The 17270-nt window shown below is 42.7% G+C and carries 12 protein-coding genes and 1 pseudogene; 3 read left to right on the top strand and 10 right to left on the bottom strand.

Features of this window, described 5'->3' with window-relative positions; all coding sequences use genetic code 11:
* Positions 1–83 precede the first annotated feature (83 nt).
* A complete protein-coding gene (locus ACJB0T_RS11560) occupies positions 84–827 on the top strand; it encodes a hypothetical protein (protein WP_429759026.1) in 744 nt (247 codons plus the stop codon).
* Between the two features lie 90 nt (positions 828–917).
* Here ACJB0T_RS11560 and ACJB0T_RS11565 read toward each other — a convergent pair whose 3' ends face one another.
* The 7 genes from ACJB0T_RS11565 to ACJB0T_RS11595 form a co-directional block, all read right to left on the bottom strand.
* The gene (locus ACJB0T_RS11565) at positions 918–1811 is read right to left on the bottom strand and encodes a LysR family transcriptional regulator (RefSeq protein WP_479293615.1); all 894 of its coding nucleotides are present in this window, start codon (positions 1809–1811) and stop codon (positions 918–920) included.
* Positions 1812–1857: 46 nt separating this feature from the next.
* Positions 1858–2781: a LysR family transcriptional regulator gene (locus ACJB0T_RS11570; RefSeq protein ID WP_418642916.1), complete on the bottom strand. Its 924-nt coding sequence runs from the start codon at positions 2779–2781 to the stop codon at positions 1858–1860.
* 123 nt (positions 2782–2904) lie between these two features.
* Entirely contained in the window at positions 2905–4110 is a 1206-nt protein-coding gene (locus ACJB0T_RS11575; protein WP_418642917.1) for an OmpP1/FadL family transporter, read from the bottom strand.
* 72 nt (positions 4111–4182) lie between these two features.
* Positions 4183–5172, bottom strand: a complete 990-nt coding sequence (locus ACJB0T_RS11580; RefSeq protein ID WP_418642918.1) for an efflux RND transporter periplasmic adaptor subunit — start codon at positions 5170–5172, stop codon at positions 4183–4185.
* Positions 5169–5675: a magnesium transporter gene (locus ACJB0T_RS11585; protein ID WP_418642919.1), complete on the bottom strand. Its 507-nt coding sequence runs from the start codon at positions 5673–5675 to the stop codon at positions 5169–5171. Before ACJB0T_RS11585 ends, ACJB0T_RS11580 begins: the two co-directional genes overlap by 4 nt.
* A gap of 122 nt (positions 5676–5797) precedes the next feature.
* Positions 5798–6694 (bottom strand): 3-hydroxyacyl-CoA dehydrogenase, encoded by an 897-nt coding sequence (locus ACJB0T_RS11590; RefSeq protein ID WP_479293613.1) that lies wholly within the window; start codon positions 6692–6694, stop codon positions 5798–5800.
* 128 nt (positions 6695–6822) lie between these two features.
* Positions 6823–8244 (bottom strand): DUF1254 domain-containing protein, encoded by a 1422-nt coding sequence (locus ACJB0T_RS11595; protein ID WP_418642921.1) that lies wholly within the window; start codon positions 8242–8244, stop codon positions 6823–6825.
* A 346-nt stretch (positions 8245–8590) separates the two neighbouring features.
* Between ACJB0T_RS11595 and ACJB0T_RS11600 the strand changes: the two genes are divergently transcribed.
* Positions 8591–9685 (top strand): methyl-accepting chemotaxis protein, encoded by a 1095-nt coding sequence (locus ACJB0T_RS11600; RefSeq protein ID WP_418642922.1) that lies wholly within the window; start codon positions 8591–8593, stop codon positions 9683–9685.
* A gap of 386 nt (positions 9686–10071) precedes the next feature.
* Here ACJB0T_RS11600 and ACJB0T_RS11605 read toward each other — a convergent pair.
* Positions 10072–10203, bottom strand: a pseudogene (locus tag ACJB0T_RS11605) (IS5/IS1182 family transposase); the annotation flags it as partial.
* 334 nt (positions 10204–10537) lie between these two features.
* On the opposite strand from ACJB0T_RS11605, the gene ACJB0T_RS11610 reads away from it, so the two are divergent.
* Positions 10538–14347, top strand: coding sequence for an SIR2 family protein (locus tag ACJB0T_RS11610; RefSeq protein ID WP_479293611.1), 3810 nt, complete (start codon positions 10538–10540; stop codon positions 14345–14347).
* 977 nt (positions 14348–15324) lie between these two features.
* Here ACJB0T_RS11610 and ACJB0T_RS11615 read toward each other — a convergent pair.
* Together ACJB0T_RS11615 and ACJB0T_RS11620 are read right to left on the bottom strand one after the other, a co-directional pair.
* Entirely contained in the window at positions 15325–15771 is a 447-nt protein-coding gene (locus tag ACJB0T_RS11615; protein WP_479293609.1) for an exoribonuclease R, read from the bottom strand.
* Positions 15772–15931: 160 nt separating this feature from the next.
* Complete coding sequence (locus tag ACJB0T_RS11620; protein ID WP_479293607.1) at positions 15932–17146, bottom strand: porin; 1215 nt, start codon at positions 17144–17146, stop codon at positions 15932–15934.
* Between the last annotated feature and the right edge of the window lie 124 nt (positions 17147–17270).

A 17270-nucleotide genomic window follows, 5' to 3' on the forward strand; every position in this document is an offset into this window, starting at 1 on the left:
ACTCAGTAAATCAGAGTTAAATGATTAAGTTGAGCTATGTTGCCGTAAGCTCACAACAGTAATGGCAGAAGAAGAGTTTCACGATGCGGATCCACGAAACAGGCATAGGGGCTTCAAATGAGGGTGAGATAAAACTGGCTGTTGGTGGAGGTGGTTCAAATCTTTTTGATACTGACTATCAGACACAAACGAATGTTTTAATTGAATACTACACAGATTCAGAAAATGCCCGACTTCGTTCCGCACACTTTGATGAGCGATTTGGTGGTGTTTACATTGACTACAATCATATTAGCGATGCGATTGACTTCTATTCGGCAGGTTACATGCTTCCGTTGGATGCTGGCGATAACTTAATGCTTTTTCCGTCGGTCAATTACACTTATGTGGATTTCGATACCGATGGTTTAGCGAAAGTGGCTAATGAAGCATGCAATTTCGCAAACTCTTCTGTTGTGAATGCCTGCGGCACCCTTGAAGGACTTGGAGGAGCAAGTGCAACGTTGATTGAACAAGTGATCGGCAATGACGACTCGGCTCACATGGGGTCTGTGAACTTCTATGCTTTAAAGCCATGGAACGCTAACCACTATACTGTAATCAACGCCAATCTTGGGTCTTCGTTTGATGGTGTTGAAATGAATGTCGCTAACTTAATGTGGTTACAAGGTATCAAGACAAAGTTGGGTGACAACATTCTAAATATCTACTTTGAAGTAAAGTACGATGTAATTGAAATTGAGCCGACTGGCTATACTGCGATTAACAATTCAACATTCAAATCTGAAGAGACCACGGGTACCATCGGCTTTGATTTCCGTTTCTAATCACGGTGAAAATTTTCGCTTGCATGTCAATTTCATGTAAGCGAAACCGTTTCTTTGTTATTCACTTTTCTGCCGTGAACATTGAAAGATCTAGGCAAATGACTCTCTGATCACTTCCTTTAGCCACTGGACCCCCATATCTCTTTCCGTTGCGTTGTGATTGATTAAATAAAGCGGGAGAAGATCACAGTTAAACGGCAAGTCAAAACGTTGAACCAAGTTTAGCTCCTTGGTTTTATCATACAGGTACTCAGGAATGACACTGAGCCAGTCACTTTCGGAAACCATAAAAATAAGATTCATTGCAGCTGTTGAACCATATGTCACGTTTACATTAGGCACTTTATCCTGAATAAGCTCCTCAAATGTATTTCTATCAATATCTGGTCGACTCCAACCAACATGTTCTTCATTAAGGAATGTCTGAAGCGTCAGATGTCCATTGACTCGAGGGTGGTCCTTGTTGGCAATCGCAACCATTTTATCTGTCGCCACTTGTTCAACAACAAAAGAGCGATTTTCAGAGTTGACGAATGAAATAAGCACATCAGCCTTACGCATACTTAATGCGTTGTTAAAAATTTCTTCGCGGTTTTCACTTCTATACTTGACGATATTCACATTGGGTGCTGCGCGCTTTGAGATTTTTAATAATTTTTGAAAATACCAGAGGTCGAGGTCTGAATCTCCTGCGATAAAAAAGGTTCTATCACTTGTCTCTGGGTAAAATGCTTCAAATATTTTTTTGGTTCCTTCAAGAGCTGTGAGGTGTGGTGATACTTCTTTGTAGAGTTCCACTGCGTATGTTGTTGGCTTTAACCCTCTTCCCTCTCTGACGAAAAGCGGGTTGTTATACTCATTTCGTAATTTGCTGAGCGCATGACTGACCGCTGATGAAGTAATGTGCATTATTTCAGACGCACCTCGGACACTTCCCGTTTTATAAATTGCAGAGAATGTTTTGAGTAAATTTAAATCAACCATAGTACGACTCTACCGTTTCGAAGCTTTATTTAAGCGTGAATGAGGTTCATTTGACTTTTCCTGCAATCAGCTCTGAGACCATGTTTTTTAGCCAAACATGCAGGCTATGATTGCGGTTTTTTTGCAGCACAGAAATAGAGAATGGGACTTCAATCGTTTTTGAGAAACTCAGGTCTATTCTTTGAAGAAGATCAGGATAGCGAGCAAGATACATTTTTGAACCGACTAAAATCGTGTCTGAGGTTGATACGATATTCACCGCCGTTTGCAAGTCGCCACATCGTAGATCGATAACATATTCTCTCTCCGTTATCATTTCAGCTTGCGATTTAATCTTCATCCCATTTTCAACTTCAGTCCCTATGCAGACAGCAAGATCAAACTGATCGAGCTCTTGTGGCGTGTGGGCTCCATTGGCTAACGGGTGCTGTTTTCGTCCATACACGCAGAGCTCGTCAACAAACAGTTGCTTGCTGTATATCTCTTTAGGTTGGTCTAGGATTTCATGATTCAGTGACATGTGGATATTGCCATTGAGCAGGCCATTCATCGTGCCTGAATCGCAATTGTCGAGGCGGAGTTTTACATTAGGAGCTTCAGATTTTATTTTGGTATAAAGCTCGGTACCAATGAGTTCAAGCGCGGAAGGGTGCAGGGCAATGCGTAGCTCTTCAGTCAAATGAGCAGGGTTAAAAGACTCTTGGGGTTGGAACGTCAATAATAGAGCCTCAAGTGCATTAGGCATTCGAGAGTAAAGGTGATCAGCATACTCTGTTGGGGCTAATCCAGATTTTGTCTTAGTAAACAGAGGGTCGTCTAAGGTGTCTCGAAGTTTTTTCAATGTACGGCTAATAGCCGATTGACTCAACCCTAAACTTTCGGCGGTTTTAGTGGTGTTTCGTATTTGATACAACGAGATAAACACTTTTAGATGATGTATTTCCAACTGTTCTAATCTATTTAGATTCATAAAAACCTACAAAAAATCCGGCCTATTGAGTATAAAGCCAATGTGGGCCAAGTTGACCCACATTGGCGTTCATACGTTAATTTTTATCTGCAATACTTTCTATAGTATGGGCAATATCTTAGATTAAGTTTTGTAATTAAACAGCACACCAAGGTAATGAATCGCGGCATCATATTCACCTTTTAATTGGCTATTTGCAGGCCCATCAAGTGAATAAATGATGTCTGAGCTACCACCGTAATAGTACTCGTAATATAACTGCATGCGTAAATCCGTGGTTATGTCTTTGCTTGTACCAACCCCAAACTTCCACACTTCGCCGGTCGGGACATCAGGAGCCTGTAAAGTTGGATCATCTTGTGGCGAGCTCTCATAAGTGACCCCCGTCTCTAATCGCCATTGAGATTCAAGGTTATAGTGCATACCAAGGCTCAAAGAGTAGGTATCTTCCCATTGTCTGTTAATCGCGGCACTGGTGTTAGGCAAAGTGATGGTTGTTTCTTTAATTTTGCTAAAATCGCTCCAACTTGCGCTCCATAGGGCAGCCGTTTTTGTGGACAGAGCATGATAACCACTGATACTGATAATGTTAGGCATGACGATGTTAAAAGATGCCGGCTTGAGTAGGTTATCGCCTTTAAAATCACCATCCATATCATGACTGATTTCAGAGCGATAAAAAGCGCCAAATCGATGGGCTTCATTGAGCTCGTAAAAAGCACTCAAGGTATAGCCAAACTCGACACTTTCTCCGCTGCCTGTTAACTTTCGCTCATTGTTGCGAGAGGTCATGTTCTGTTCGATTTTACCAAACTCACTGATCAAGCCAACACCCACGGAGAGTTGCTCGTCGATTTTGAACGCAAGACTTGGATTAATCTGTACGGTCATTAACGAAGTATCGGTGACAAGTTGAGCACCCGAGAAGTTACTTCCGTAATCAAGCGCTGAACCACCCGCAGCGGCAATGGCCAGACCGAAGGAAACCGTATCATTGGCTGGTGTTACCCAGTAGAAAGAACCCGCAGGCATAGTCGTTCCAGCTTCGCTATAGTGCTCTCCACCAGCAAAAGCCCCCGTAGAGCCGGTATCGGTGTAGTTGATATCTGAAATAACCCCTTCAAGGTTAAATGCAATCGTGCTTTGCTCAATGTTAGTCATGCTTGCTGGGTTAGCAAAAGCCGTTTCAGCACCTTCGGCAATGGCTTGTGCACCTGCGCCTGCTGTGCTGACACTCATCATGCCCAGTTCAGGAAACACATAGGCGGCAGAATGGATATGCGTGGAAAGTAACGCCGAAATAAGCGCAGTTAAATATGTATATCTCATGGATAAATTTCTCAAAATTTGGGTGTAACTTAGCGCTGTATCGAGTGATATCAGCGCTTAAAATGGGGTTGGTTACAGAGCGTTTAGATACGACTTATACGAATGAAGCCGAACTGTTGCTGCTCCTATTACGTCAATAAAACCAAGTAAAGGGTGAGGCTTACTCGCGGCTATCCATGCTGAACCTGTTGCCCCAATAGGGATGACTTTCCCTTCTGGCTCAAATATTTCGAGTATGATCGTTCGTCCATGAGTACTGGTATTGGAACCGACATGCTGCCTAACACTCTGAGGGCCTTGAATCGGCGACACAGAGGCTTCACCTGTGCCGGCGGTAAAGCTATGAACTCTTGCTCGAAAGACTTCACCGGGGTACGCATCCACATAAAACTCAGCAAACTGTCCTGTTTTTACGTAACGGAAGGTTTGATCGGGAATGCGCATCTCCATAAATTTTCGCGAAGTATCATAAATGTGCATGTTACCGACACGGCTGCCATTAGCGATGTTGACTACCGATACTTGACCATCAAATGGTGCTGTCACGGTTTTACGATCTTGAGTGAATAGAGCTCGCTTTAAATCCGCGTGAAGTGAGGTCAATTTTGCTTCTGACACCCTCAATTGAGATTGATAATCTTCAATATCACGAGCCTTAAAAATAGAGGGAGATTGCTTACTACGCTCTATATCACGTTCCATTTGGGCAATGAGTTCATTTTGTTGAACGATTGCCGATTTAGTTTGCTCAATGATCGCCTCTGAGTCGGTATCAACGAGTGTATAAATGACATCACCCGCTTTTACCATTTGGTTATGGTCGACGTAAATTTGATCAACTTGCTCGCCAATAAGAGGGGATAAAATCGAGTGAGGTGCTTTGACCGTTGAAGAGTAAGAAAAGTCGACAGGAGCCCAGAGCCTTGAAACAATGCCAAGAAATACTAGGATGAAAGCACCGCCCGAGATGATCCAAAACGCGCTTTTTAATGTCCACCTAATAGCCCCTGTTGAGACAAGTATCCACATCAACAAAATATAAGGGATCATAATTTCTTTCATTGTGAGACCTCACTTTTTGTCGTGTTTGTATTTGATGTCACATCATTTGTACGTAGCCCATTTCGAATTATCTGGCTCAAAGAGGCGCTGATATATTTCCAATTTGCAAATGCAATGATGACGGCAACAACCCACCACGCTTTATGAATGAACAAGCCACATAAAGAGAGAGCGGAAACCAATTGGATATGGATGCTCTTATTGTTCTGCTCTTTGTGCACGGCAATTTCGTGCAATTGCCAGAATAGGTAACCGACAAAGCATACAAAAGTAATGGTGACAGCAAAGAGGTAGCCACTAAAGTACTCGCTATTGAGTAGTAGCATTATGGTTTCATTGGGGGTATTTGTGAAAAGTGACATTTCAATGTCTTTTGAGTTAACCCTCCCCATGGGAGCCAGTAAATACGCACCACCAAGCATGACTATCATGAATAATACGAATTTGGTTAATATTATTAATATTGTCGAGATGACAGTGAATATTTTCTTAATGATATTCATATTTTGCCCTTTATACCTAAAGACAGTTTAATTACTTAGTTGATCCATCCGATAATTTATGGTTTTCTCGTTTAGGCATACATTTAGGGATAAACGTCAGTACAGAAGTTTACCCCTAATGATTATCGAATAAAGTCCGCGTCCTTATAAGCAGGATTAGGGTATGTGTAAAAACCCTCATCTCCTTTAACACCTAAATTGTTCTGCTTAACATAGTTTTCATCTAGGTATTTTGCACGAGCGAGTGCAGCCTCGTCGTTGAGTTGCTCTCCCCATAACCTGTTAATATCAGCAGCAAGAGAGAGTCCAACGATATCCATCACGGCGAACGGGCCTCTTTCAACGTTGTGAGCCAGCATCCAGGTTTTATCGACGCTCTCAAAATCCGCCACTCCGTTCACGACTAAGTCAAGTGAAGCATTGATCCACGGAATCATGACAGCATTGATGATGTATCCGCTCTGTTCTTTATGCAGCGGAATAGTCACCATGCCCATTGCTTTGCTAAATTGACAGATAACTTTGTATACCTCAGGGCATGTTGTTGGGTGCCCCATCACCTCACCGATACGGCTGTCCCATACCGTATTACCGAAGTGTAAAGCTAGGAATTTTTTTGGGCGGTCAATGCTATCGACAATCTGGCTTGGAACCAAGGTTGAGGAATTCGTAGTGAAAATGGTTTTCTGAGGGGCAAGCTTAGACAGCTCTTTATAAAATGACTGCTTAATTTCAACAGACTCTGGAATGGATTCACTAATTAAATCTGCATCCTTCACTGCCTCTGATAGATCAGACGTATATTTTAGCCGAGCAAGTGCTTCATCAACTTGTTCTTGAGAGGCGCCACGCGTTGAAACAAATAACTCTGCGTACTCCTTATGGAGTGTTTTGCTCTTATCCAGTCCCTTATCAAAATAATCATAAACCGTGACTTCAAAACCGCTAAACGCGATCTGCCAAGCAACCTGAGAACCAAGAAGTCCAGCGCCAGCAATCGTTACATTGTTAATGTTCATAATATTATCTCTAATAACTCATCAATATAGCTTTAATATGGTGAGTCAATTCATGTGTCTGAAATAAAATAAGCCGATGGACAGTTATCGGCTTATTAATTAAAATTCGAACGGCTTATGGCTCGCGTTTACTTATTCTTTTCAATCGCTGGTGGAATCCATTCACCTGTTAGGATTGATTGCTCTGGCTCATAAAGACGCATGGTTACGCCAATTGCCCCTTTCTCAGGAGAAGGAAGCCAGTTAGACACTTTGTCTGCAGATGGACGCTCATGCTGCATGTACAGAGTTAGAGAACCGTCATCGTTGTAAGTCAGTTCATTGCGATCACCGATAGCAAAGCGGTCAAGCTCGTTATGAACCGCAAAGCCTTCTTCGTCGTACATGGTTACTGACCAGAACGCGCCTACAGGTGGCAGCTCATCTTTCTCAAAGTGAAGTTGATAGTTCTGTTCAGCCACCATCTTGTCGCCATCTGCATCCGCAATCGCCAATGGGTAAACGGCATCTTCTGGGTGGTTAGCACCAAGGCCGATTAGCGCAATCATCGCACGTCGAATGTAGTGGTTACCGTAAACACCCATGGTGTCTGATGGGATCAACCAACCGTTTTGAGGCGTCTCAAACTTAGGCACGTAAGATTTAATGTCGCGCTGACCTTTTGCTGCACCAGCTTCAAGTGTTGCGAGTTCAGACTTAGAGAGGTTATCTAGATCCCACCCAGTGTTTGCAGAGAAGCCGATACGTTCTAAACGCATCAATTGTGAGCCATCAGTAGCATGAGCACCGTACTTAACGATTAGGTCGCTAGCACGTTGGAAGAATTCTTTAGCATCCATTTGCGCAACTTGCTGTAGTGGCGGCGTTTTCATGTCAATGCTAGGGTCGATTGGTGATTTTGGCGCTACGTAGTCTGTACCCCACTTTGAAAGTGGTGTCATCTTAAAGCCGTCTTGGATTTTACCCACTTTGTCGTAATCGCGACCGTCGCTTTCCGTACGTGCGATCATCCAGTTCATTGTGGTTGGAGAAACGATGCGTGTTACGCCTTCTGGAAGTTCACCTTCCCAATCTTCAGAAACGATTGCAAATGCACCACCGTCTGTACCTGATGTACGAGAACCTGGTGAAGCATAGATGTCTGTCCACATGTCGTACATAGGAAGAAGGTGGTAGTGGCCGTTAGTATCTTCAGAAGAGATGATCACAGGCTCTTCAGATACGTCATACCAACCAACAGAGTACAGCGTATCAAAGTTAGGTCGAACTACCTCTTTAAACGATGCGTCTGGGTATGCGCGGAAGTGTTTAAAGCCACCATTCACAGGAACGCCTTTGTTGAGCTGTTGCTCGCGAGTCACATCCATTAGAACGATAGGGTATGCGTAAACGTACGCTTCTGAAGCGATCTGAAGTGCTTGATCTTGAGTCACTTCAGTTGAAAATACTTGTGCGTTCGTGCCAGCGATTGCAGGGGTAGCGGCTAATGAAGCAGCACCTAACGAAAGAGTCAACGTTAAGGCCAGAGCCAATTTATTCTTCTTTAACATATTTAATCTCCGAAGATTTATTTATGATTAATAATTGGTACGGGATTAATTTATGAACTTTTCCTGAGCATTAATAGAATTAGGATCGACTTAGAGTTAGTCGAAAATCGAATAACATCCATCTAGGGCGAAATTTAGATAATACACTCCATTTCTTTCTTGTTATAACCTGTTGAAAAATAATGTAAAAGCATAATTAATATACGCTTTAATTTAATTGTTCACTCTTGGTTTATTGGATGTTTGAATGCTATTAATTCTGTGCATCAAGGTTTGGTATTGTTCTTCATACTAAAACTGCTAAATTGCCTTCCCAAATAACTTTCCTACTTGTGATAGGCATTTTATGTTTGGAATTAAACGATTTAAATTAGAAAATGAACAACTCAAACAAGAGTTAGTAGATTTAAAAAAGAAATACAATGCGGATGTGAGCTCCCTCGAAAATCAGCTTCAAAAGTCCCAACAGCTCGTTCAATCAGTACAGGAAGAGCAACAAGACAGCAATGAAATGCTATCTGATTGTTTGAAAGGCGGAGATATGCTCAAAACTATTCAAACGGGAATGATTGAAAATGCTAGATCGATGGCTCGTGAAAACCTAGAACGTCAACAAATGGATGATATGTTTAAGCAAACACACCAAGCATTAGTCCGTCTAGACAATCGCGCTGTTAGTATCAGCACTCAAGCTTCTCAAAGCTTTGAGTCTGTGAATATATTAGATCACACTGCAGGGGCTATTTCGAGCCTTGTATATACCATTCAAGAGATTTCTGACCAAACCAATTTGCTTGCATTAAACGCTGCCATCGAGGCCGCACGCGCAGGAGATGCTGGACGTGGGTTTGCAGTCGTAGCAGATGAGGTAAGGACCCTTGCGGGTAAGGCAAGCAAAGCCAGTGAAAAAATTGATTCCTTGGTAAAACAAGTTTTAATCCAAGTAAGTACAATTAAAGCTTCTATTGATGAAAACCAAGTTTGTGCAGAAGAAGTTTCAGCATCTTCTGCTCAAATCAGCGCTATTGTGAATGAAGTCGTTGTAAAGTCGGAACATATGAAGCAAGTTATTTATATTGCTTCCACTCGCGCTTTCTTAGATTCAGTGAAGCTAGACCACGTTTTATGGAAAGTTAACATTTATCGTTTGCTACAAAGTCGAACCTTTAACGAAACGCTCAATACTCATTCAGAGTGTCGCTTAGGTCAATGGTATTATCGTGGAGATGGCAGAGTTTACAACCACCTGAGAAGTTATCAATTGCTTGAAAAGCCTCATAAAGAGGTGCATGACAATGGTCGTAAAGCACTGAATCAAGCAGCATCTGGTGATGTTGAGGGGGTAAAAGCGTCAGTTAAAGCTATGGAAGACGCAAGTGTACAAGTTGTCTTTGGAATCGATCGTTTAATGAATGAAATTATCGAAACTGAAACGATATAACATTCATTTTTACTCATTCAGCCCAACCCTGACAGCTAAAAAATTTTTGCCTCCTTACTTATCAGTTCCAGCCGAAAATAATCCAGGTTGGGTCGATCTCTTTTGTTTAGTAAACGCCCCGTGGGTTTGGGTTCATGGGGCGTTTACAGTGTTGCCTCGTGTGTAGAAAGAAGAACGGCTTTCCAAAGATTTGGAGAGGGACTGTTACCGCCTTAATGAATTCATGGGGGAGCCAAACAAATTGATCAAGTTACAGTGCATCAATGAGTTCCTTTCGAAAGGTGTTGTTGCCTAAATCAGTTGAACCTTTTCCAAGTCGTGCGATCTGATCCTGGCTTTGTTGCGTAATTCAGTATAGAGACAGAGCCGCCCGTTTCGGGTGTTTCTTAGTCAATACGATCAGTTTCAGGCATACCTAACCCAGTAAGCTTGTTCAACGCTTTTATCATCGCGTAAGTTTCACCCACCTGAGCATTGTAATCTCTTAAGCTCAATTGCCCTCCATACAAACTTTTAAGGTTTCAAGATACTTTTTCTAATCTGGTAGTACTGTTGTAGAACGACACACCTAAAACACTTTTGTCCAGAGGCTTGCTGACGGGGCATGAAACACGAAAATGCCCCTTTCCATGCCAGTGATGCTCAATCTCATGAATCACTTACAGGTGGTTTGACCTATTTTTTCTTATCTGTGTATTGTCTACTGAGGTCTTACCGTAGCGAGTTTTTGAGCATAGTGACGAAGTCGGATCCAAAGCACAGAGTTTTGAAATATGTGATTGATAGTTAAGTGAAGCGTTGCAACTGGTTGTATTATTGATTGCTAAGTCTTATTAACGCAAAAGGACAGCTATGCGCTTTAATTTTGATAGTCCTGACATCCCTGACGTGCTTCTAGAAAGAAGAGATAAGGGTAGAGTTGTTTTCCTGTGTGGTGCGGGTATTTCATTTTCGTCAGGACTTCCTGGCTTTGCTGACCTGACTCAACATGTGATTGACTTTTATCAGCCAGCAGAGGGCTCTGAGCTGCACAAAGCCTTCCAGCCATGGGTTGATAAGAATGAAAAAGAAGATGCTCCCAAGGTTCCGCTAGACCAGATTTTCCATATGCTGTATCAAGAATATGGTCGTGAAGAGGTCAACGAGTTAGTCGCCAAGAGGCTGAATGAGTTTAAGCCTGACGGTGATGCTGGGTATGAACACGGATTGATTCGACAGCTATCTACTAGCTCAGATGGAAAACCACAAATCGTCACTACCAACTTCGATTTATTACTTGAGTTAGGAGATGGTAAAGGTCTTCCTCGTCATGAACCACCTGCATTTCCTGACATAAAACTTGGGGCATCACTTGAGGGAATTACTTACCTGCATGGACGATTAAACAATACAGGAGAGGGGCGTCACCCGTACATATTGAGTAGTGCTGATTTTGGCAGGGCTTACCTATCTGAAGGTTGGGCTACCAACTTTATTTTAAGGTTATTAGAGAGCTACACAGTGGTTCTGGTTGGCTATCAAGCAGAAGACCCACAGGTCAAATATCTACTTCAAGGATTAAATCATGATGGTCAGTATGACCGTACAAAGATATACGCTTTCGACAAGGGCGAGCCAGAAGACATTGAAGTTAAGTGGCGTGACAGAGGTGTCAATGCAATAGCCTATTCAGACCATCCTGTATTATGGTCAACTCTCGAGGCGTGGGCTGAACGAGCTAAAGATCATAGAGCTTGGCGGAGCAAAGTGTTGAAAATGGCTCAAAAGAACCCTTCAGACCTAGAGCCTCATGAGCGTGGTATGGTTGCACACCTTGTAAGAAGCAACGCAGGTGCAAGGGCATTTGCAAATGCAGAGCCGCCACTACATGCAGAATGGCTGTGTGTTTTTGATGCGGGAGTGAGAGCTGGCAGTGCAGCTAAGGACTATTTTAACAATACTCAATTTGACCCACTAGATGCTTACGGTTTGGATTCAGACCCTAAGCGAACTGATAATAAGCAGGGATTAGAAGGTGACGATAATGACGATAGTCCAGTTGTCATGTATGAAGACTTGTTGACTGGCTCATGGGGAGATGGTCACTCTAATGCTCTAGACTGCCGCTTGGGGAGTAACTGGACTGGATTGCCATCAAGGTTGGCTAACTTATCCCGTTGGATTCGAAGGATTCACGATAGTCCAGTGGTCGCATGGTGGGCGGTCAAGAAGCTTGGTTTACACCCAACTCTAGAGGCAGAGCTTAAGGGGCTCGTGCAAAGAAAAGATATTCACCCTAATTGCTTTAAAGCTTGGGCTCTCATCTTTGAAGGAGTAAAGCAACATACTGCGCCTTATTATTACCGCCCGTATTATACGCTACTGGACTTACTTAAAACGCAAGGTTGGACTGAAGAAGTCCTCGTGTTTGTGAGTACTGAAATGGCTCCCTATCTTCGTTATTCGCCCGCCACAGGGATTAATGGGGCTATTCCTCCTAGGTCTGAGTGGGACAATGTTGAGTTACATCACCTTGGAAACTGGGAGGTTAAAAGCCCATTCAGGGACTTAACAAAAATTGACCTCCCTAAAGAAAAAAATCTACTCAAACTTGCGAGAATTTTAGAGGAGCATTTGAGGTTATCGGGCAGGCAACACGAAAGGATAGGTAGTGTGATGTTCTACCCACCATCATGTTATCCAGACGTTGTTTCCGAAGAAGATAATCAGGAATTTAACTTGTTTCGACTGGTGTTCGATGACCTTGCTAAATCATCGCCAGATGAAGCGCGCATAATGGCAAGTGGGTGGCGTTTTGATGATGGACTTCAGTTCCTAAAGCTTAAGCTTTATGCGCTGAATTTTAGGGCTTTGTTTTCTTCAAGCGAGGTAGCTGAAGCTATTTGCAATCTAGAAAGAGCATTGTTTTGGAGTGATAAAAATAGGCAGGAACTACTTTACTTGATTAAAGGTAGGTGGGGTGAACTATCTACCATTGAGAGAGAGGACGTTATTGGCCAGCTGCTTGAGGGGCCAGAGAAATCCGAGTATTGGTCGGAGTCTGAATATCCAATGTACAGGGCTGATTCTGTCGCTGAATATTTAAAATGGATAGATATTCAGCGAGAGGTGATCCCTGCCAATCTTCTGGACACTTACGACACTGTAGTGCCTGCACTTAACCAAGTTACTGATGCGCGCGTTAAGAGCCTTGCTGAACCAAGAAGAATGCAAGTTAGCAGTATTTCACAAGATGAATCAATTGACCCAATTAGAGGACTTCCTGCTCACAAAATAATTGCAGCTATCGATGCAATTGAACCAAGAGAGTTCGGTAGTTTCGTTAATAAGGTTCCATTTACTGGTCTAGTTAAACAGGAGCCAAGAAAGGCACTCGCTGCACTCTTATATCTAGAAAAAAAAGGTGAGTATCCAATTGGCTACTGGAAGCAGCTCCTACAGGATTGGCCTGAGATAGATGACTCTATAACTCATCGAGTACTCCTTCGTCGAGTTGGCTTATTACCTCAAGATGTAATGTTAGAAATTAGTCATACCTTAAGCTTGTGGTTCGATAATTTCTTTGTCACGATGCTAAAAGATAACGAAGAGGCTTTATGGTTTGTATTTGATAAATTCACTGATGCGATTTGGCAATCTGAAGAAGACGTGGCTAAGAGCTCTATAGTCAATACCACCAGAGGGGGTAGAAGTTTAAATTTATCTCGTAGAACGTATGGTCACGCCATTAATGGGCCTGCGGGTAAGTTGACTGGGTGTCTCTTTAAGCAATTGCAGGCTATGAACTTAGAGAAGGGAGAGGGTGTTCCTGACTTCATTAAAAGCAGGTTTGATAAGCTAACGTCTTTGGGCGGAGAGGGACAAGATCATGCGATCATAATTTTCTCGAAATTTGCCGAGTGGATGCTTTGGTTGGATTCAGACTGGACAGTCAACAATGTAATTCCTTGGTTTGACTTTAAACATGAAAGCTCTGAGCCAGCATGGAATGGATTTATTTCAAATAGCAAGGTGCCGTACTTGCCACTACTTACACATATTCAAGAGCACCTGAAGCACTTATTCCCTGTCCTTTATAAGTGGTCATGGGGTGAGGGAGAAAGGAAGGTGGCAGCTCAAATAATCGTAGAGCTGGGAATGCCGCATGAAGACATTCCAGCCTCTTTGGTCGCTCAGGATTTCAAGAATAGCATTCGAAGCATGAAGAACACGCAGAGAAGTGACGCTATTCACTACCTAGGTGTTGCGGGAAGGAGAGATGGTGGAAAATGGAAAGAGCGGGTTATTCCATTTATCAATAGTGTCTGGCCTAGAGAAAAGAAACTGCGCACAAAGGCTGAAATTCAAGCATGGATTAGTCTTTTAACTCACTCAAAGGAAGCATTGCCAGAGCTCCTTAAGTGCGCCAAATGGTGCTTAGCTCCAGTGCAACTTGATCCATATTGGATGCAACAGTTAACTTACGAGTACGAAGAAACAAAGCCCATCGCGTCAGTGTACCCAGATGAGATTCTAGAGCTGTGTTATCTGGTAACGCCAGATACCACTACTGGTTTACCAGTCAATCTAGAGGAGGTGCTTGATCTAATAGAGCAAGCCAAGCCTGAGCTAGTTAAAGACCGACGTTTCCAGCACCTACTAGATTTAATAGAGAGTGCCTAGGGGGGGCTTTTCTATGAGCATTGATTTATATTTTGAGTGAGTTTGACCTACATGATGGCAATCAATACGAGCTTGAGCAGTACTAAATGAATGCAACCTGTAGTCAATGGAAGAGAGTTAAGTCCCCTAGTCGGGGGGATCAGGCCAGATAGTTTGCCAGCAGTGAATGTTATCTGAGTTTTCGATACTAAAGATAATCCGTAATTTACTAATTTAGCAAAAAAATATAAAACGTTTTTGTCCAAATATGAGTTACACCTGTTAGGGAATAAAATGTGATCACCGATAACCAATTTTTAACTCTAGGTGTGCGCGTTCAGTAGATTCCGCATCGAGTGCGGAATGACGACAAATTCGGCAAATGTGCTACTAATGTCCAAAAGCTTCTTAGAAGTAGATGAAAACTCTTTGTGATAAAAACTCTGTTTGATGAGAACTTTTTGTACCGGGTTTCTTGTTTGTGATTAGGCAAAGGATGTAGATCTGCGAATGAGGAGTAACGAAGTGTTTTCGCCAGAATACATAAAGAAAGTAACTTTCTTACCGTTAGTTCTGGGCTAAATTTGTCGATTCACAAAATTATCAGCTTATGGTTGTTTTGCTTGATATCAACATATGGTTGTTTTTCACGTAACTTGCTGATTATAGGTAAATCAAAAATATCAGCTTATGGTTGTTTCAACAAACAACTACTCTTAGTGAGATATCTCTGAAGAGTCGCTGATTCGCGGCTCTTTTTTTGCTTAAAATCTTGCTAAGCAAGCGTAATAGAATACTTTTAGACATTCTTAACCAAACTAGGCGTCTTTGAACAAAACCATCGATTAAAGATCGATTTATAGTCCCAACCAAGCGAAAGAAGCTTTCTGGCAAGGCATGTGGTGATGCTGAGAGCGCCGACAATGCTCGTCATATGAGAGAATTCGCAATGTCACTGATGCCATCATCAGCGACATAACTTTTTGAATAATAGCGAATTACTCCGCAGTGTTGATCTCGGCATAAGAGTGCAACAGGTCATTTAACGTCTTCACCCAGCCCAGTACGTCTGTTGGTCTGTTATTAAGTAATACTTCGACGTGATTGCAGTGAGTTTGCAATGGGATGACTTTCTCTAGGTTAAAAGAGACCGCATAAAAGTGCCAGAGAACAAGACGGGTCATGCGTTCACTGTTCTGATTCGCGTTCTCAGAATCGTCGAATGCTTGTTGGATTTCACAAAGTGCAATTGCCGTCATTCTTAAGATAGCGTCAAGCTGTGTTGCTAGCATGCGTTCTTCGTTATCCACTTCTTCCTGATCGAAGGTGAACAGCTCAGTCATTACATCCTCAGGTACCATGCGGCTGATCATACGCGCAGCGAACTCTTCTAGCTCTTGGCGTGGCATAGTGTTGAGGGTATCGAAAGTGTAATCAGGAATCATGGTAAGTCATCTAACAGTGTATTGGGTGATGCATTGTAAGCTCTATGAGCAAATTTACCATTCATTGTTCGTATTTTAGAAGCGACATTACCAACAAAAGGTGCCTGAACGGATGATCAAGCACCTCTTTAACAGTGTGTTAGTTATAAAATCAACGAATCTAAAACAATACAGCAGCACCGAGGAAGATGTGAGTCGCTTTACCTCGGAAATCGGACGGAGCGATACCTGATTGCCAATTTAACGTTTGATTCAGCGTGACATCGTCGTGATAAGCTTCCATGTACAGCTCTCCCCAAGGAACAGGAGCCCATGCTGCGCCGACATTTATCATGCTTACTTTAGTATTAGTGGTTTGTGTTAGATTGTTTTTATCTAGGGCCCACTCGTAGCTGCTGTAAACTCGCACAGCATCGGTAATAAACCAGTTGGCACCAACTCCAATATTGTCGGTAGTACCATCGAAACTTGAGGTACTGGCGCCATCTTGCGCGTCAAAGCGCTCATAACGTCCCGATATAGAAAGTTGGCCGTTAAAAAAGTGGTGTTCAAGTGCAAATGCATACTGTTTTACCTTAGCATCGTTTGCGACCAGGCTAACTGATGAATCGGGGATACCCAGTAAGTCGATGAATTTGCCATTGATATTATTCGCTTGGTTATAGGCTATGGCCACATAGGTACCAAAATCGAATGTGTAGGTAGCGGCAATGCCCAAGCCGTTGTCGATAGAAATAGTAGGTGTATCTTCAGTAGGTTGAAATACGGAACCAAAGTTGAGTCCGTTCCCGAAAGAAATTTGTTCAACATTTCGACTTGCCTGGTATTGAAGCCCTAAATAAAAGTTATCGGTCTGTTTTGACCAAACCACGGTATTGGCAGTGCGACGACTTCCAAGCTCGTCTGATTGCATCATGTTCAGTCCGCCCGCCCAGTACGCGTAATAGCCTTTATCGGTTTTCATGTAGGGGCTTTCTTGTCTACCGATTGTCACTTGGCCGTAATCGTCATGCGCAAAACCAACGTAGGTTTGGCGTTGTTGCAGTGCCTCGTCAGATGTATCGGACTGTGTGCCGAAGTTTACATCCCATTCGAGTTTTACAAGTCCACGCATCGACCCGACTTGGTGAGAGAGATCGAGACCGATGTAAGAACCGGGATCCTCTATGTGAACAACATCACTGTTGTAGTTGTAGCCTTCAGGGCTTCCCATAGCAGAGGATTGCTCATAATCATATTGGCTTACTTGCGCGGCAATAGCGCCGTAAACGGAAAGCTCTGTACCTTCTTGGTTATACAGTTCGACAGCGGCAAGGGCAGGAAAACACGTCAAAGTAAATGAAAACGTTAAAAGTCTAATGCAATGTCTGTTCATATGTATTCGTTCTAGTGGTAGTTTGTTGGTTGGGTTACTTATGGGTAGTACGTTGTTAATGAATGAGGTCTATTATTGGTGTCTATTCTTGGTTTGTGCTGAATTGCTTCCTTCTCAGATTATT

It is taken from the genome of Vibrio sp. CB1-5 (genome assembly GCF_059412285.1).

Excerpts from the sequence above, each read along its gene's own strand:
- ACJB0T_RS11560 (WP_429759026.1), top strand. The coding sequence starts at position 84 with ATGCGGATCCACGAAACAGGCATAGGGGCTTCAAATGAGGGTGAGATA.
- ACJB0T_RS11565 (WP_479293615.1), bottom strand. The coding sequence starts at position 1,811 with ATGGTTGATTTAAATTTACTCAAAACATTCTCTGCAATTTATAAAACG.
- ACJB0T_RS11570 (WP_418642916.1), bottom strand. The coding sequence starts at position 2,781 with ATGAATCTAAATAGATTAGAACAGTTGGAAATACATCATCTAAAAGTG.
- ACJB0T_RS11575 (WP_418642917.1), bottom strand. The coding sequence starts at position 4,110 with ATGAGATATACATATTTAACTGCGCTTATTTCGGCGTTACTTTCCACG.
- ACJB0T_RS11580 (WP_418642918.1), bottom strand. The coding sequence starts at position 5,172 with ATGAAAGAAATTATGATCCCTTATATTTTGTTGATGTGGATACTTGTC.
- ACJB0T_RS11585 (WP_418642919.1), bottom strand. The coding sequence starts at position 5,675 with ATGAATATCATTAAGAAAATATTCACTGTCATCTCGACAATATTAATA.
- ACJB0T_RS11590 (WP_479293613.1), bottom strand. The coding sequence starts at position 6,694 with ATGAACATTAACAATGTAACGATTGCTGGCGCTGGACTTCTTGGTTCT.
- ACJB0T_RS11595 (WP_418642921.1), bottom strand. The coding sequence starts at position 8,244 with ATGTTAAAGAAGAATAAATTGGCTCTGGCCTTAACGTTGACTCTTTCG.
- ACJB0T_RS11600 (WP_418642922.1), top strand. The coding sequence starts at position 8,591 with ATGTTTGGAATTAAACGATTTAAATTAGAAAATGAACAACTCAAACAA.
- ACJB0T_RS11610 (WP_479293611.1), top strand. The coding sequence starts at position 10,538 with ATGCGCTTTAATTTTGATAGTCCTGACATCCCTGACGTGCTTCTAGAA.
- ACJB0T_RS11615 (WP_479293609.1), bottom strand. The coding sequence starts at position 15,771 with ATGATTCCTGATTACACTTTCGATACCCTCAACACTATGCCACGCCAA.
- ACJB0T_RS11620 (WP_479293607.1), bottom strand. The coding sequence starts at position 17,146 with ATGAACAGACATTGCATTAGACTTTTAACGTTTTCATTTACTTTGACG.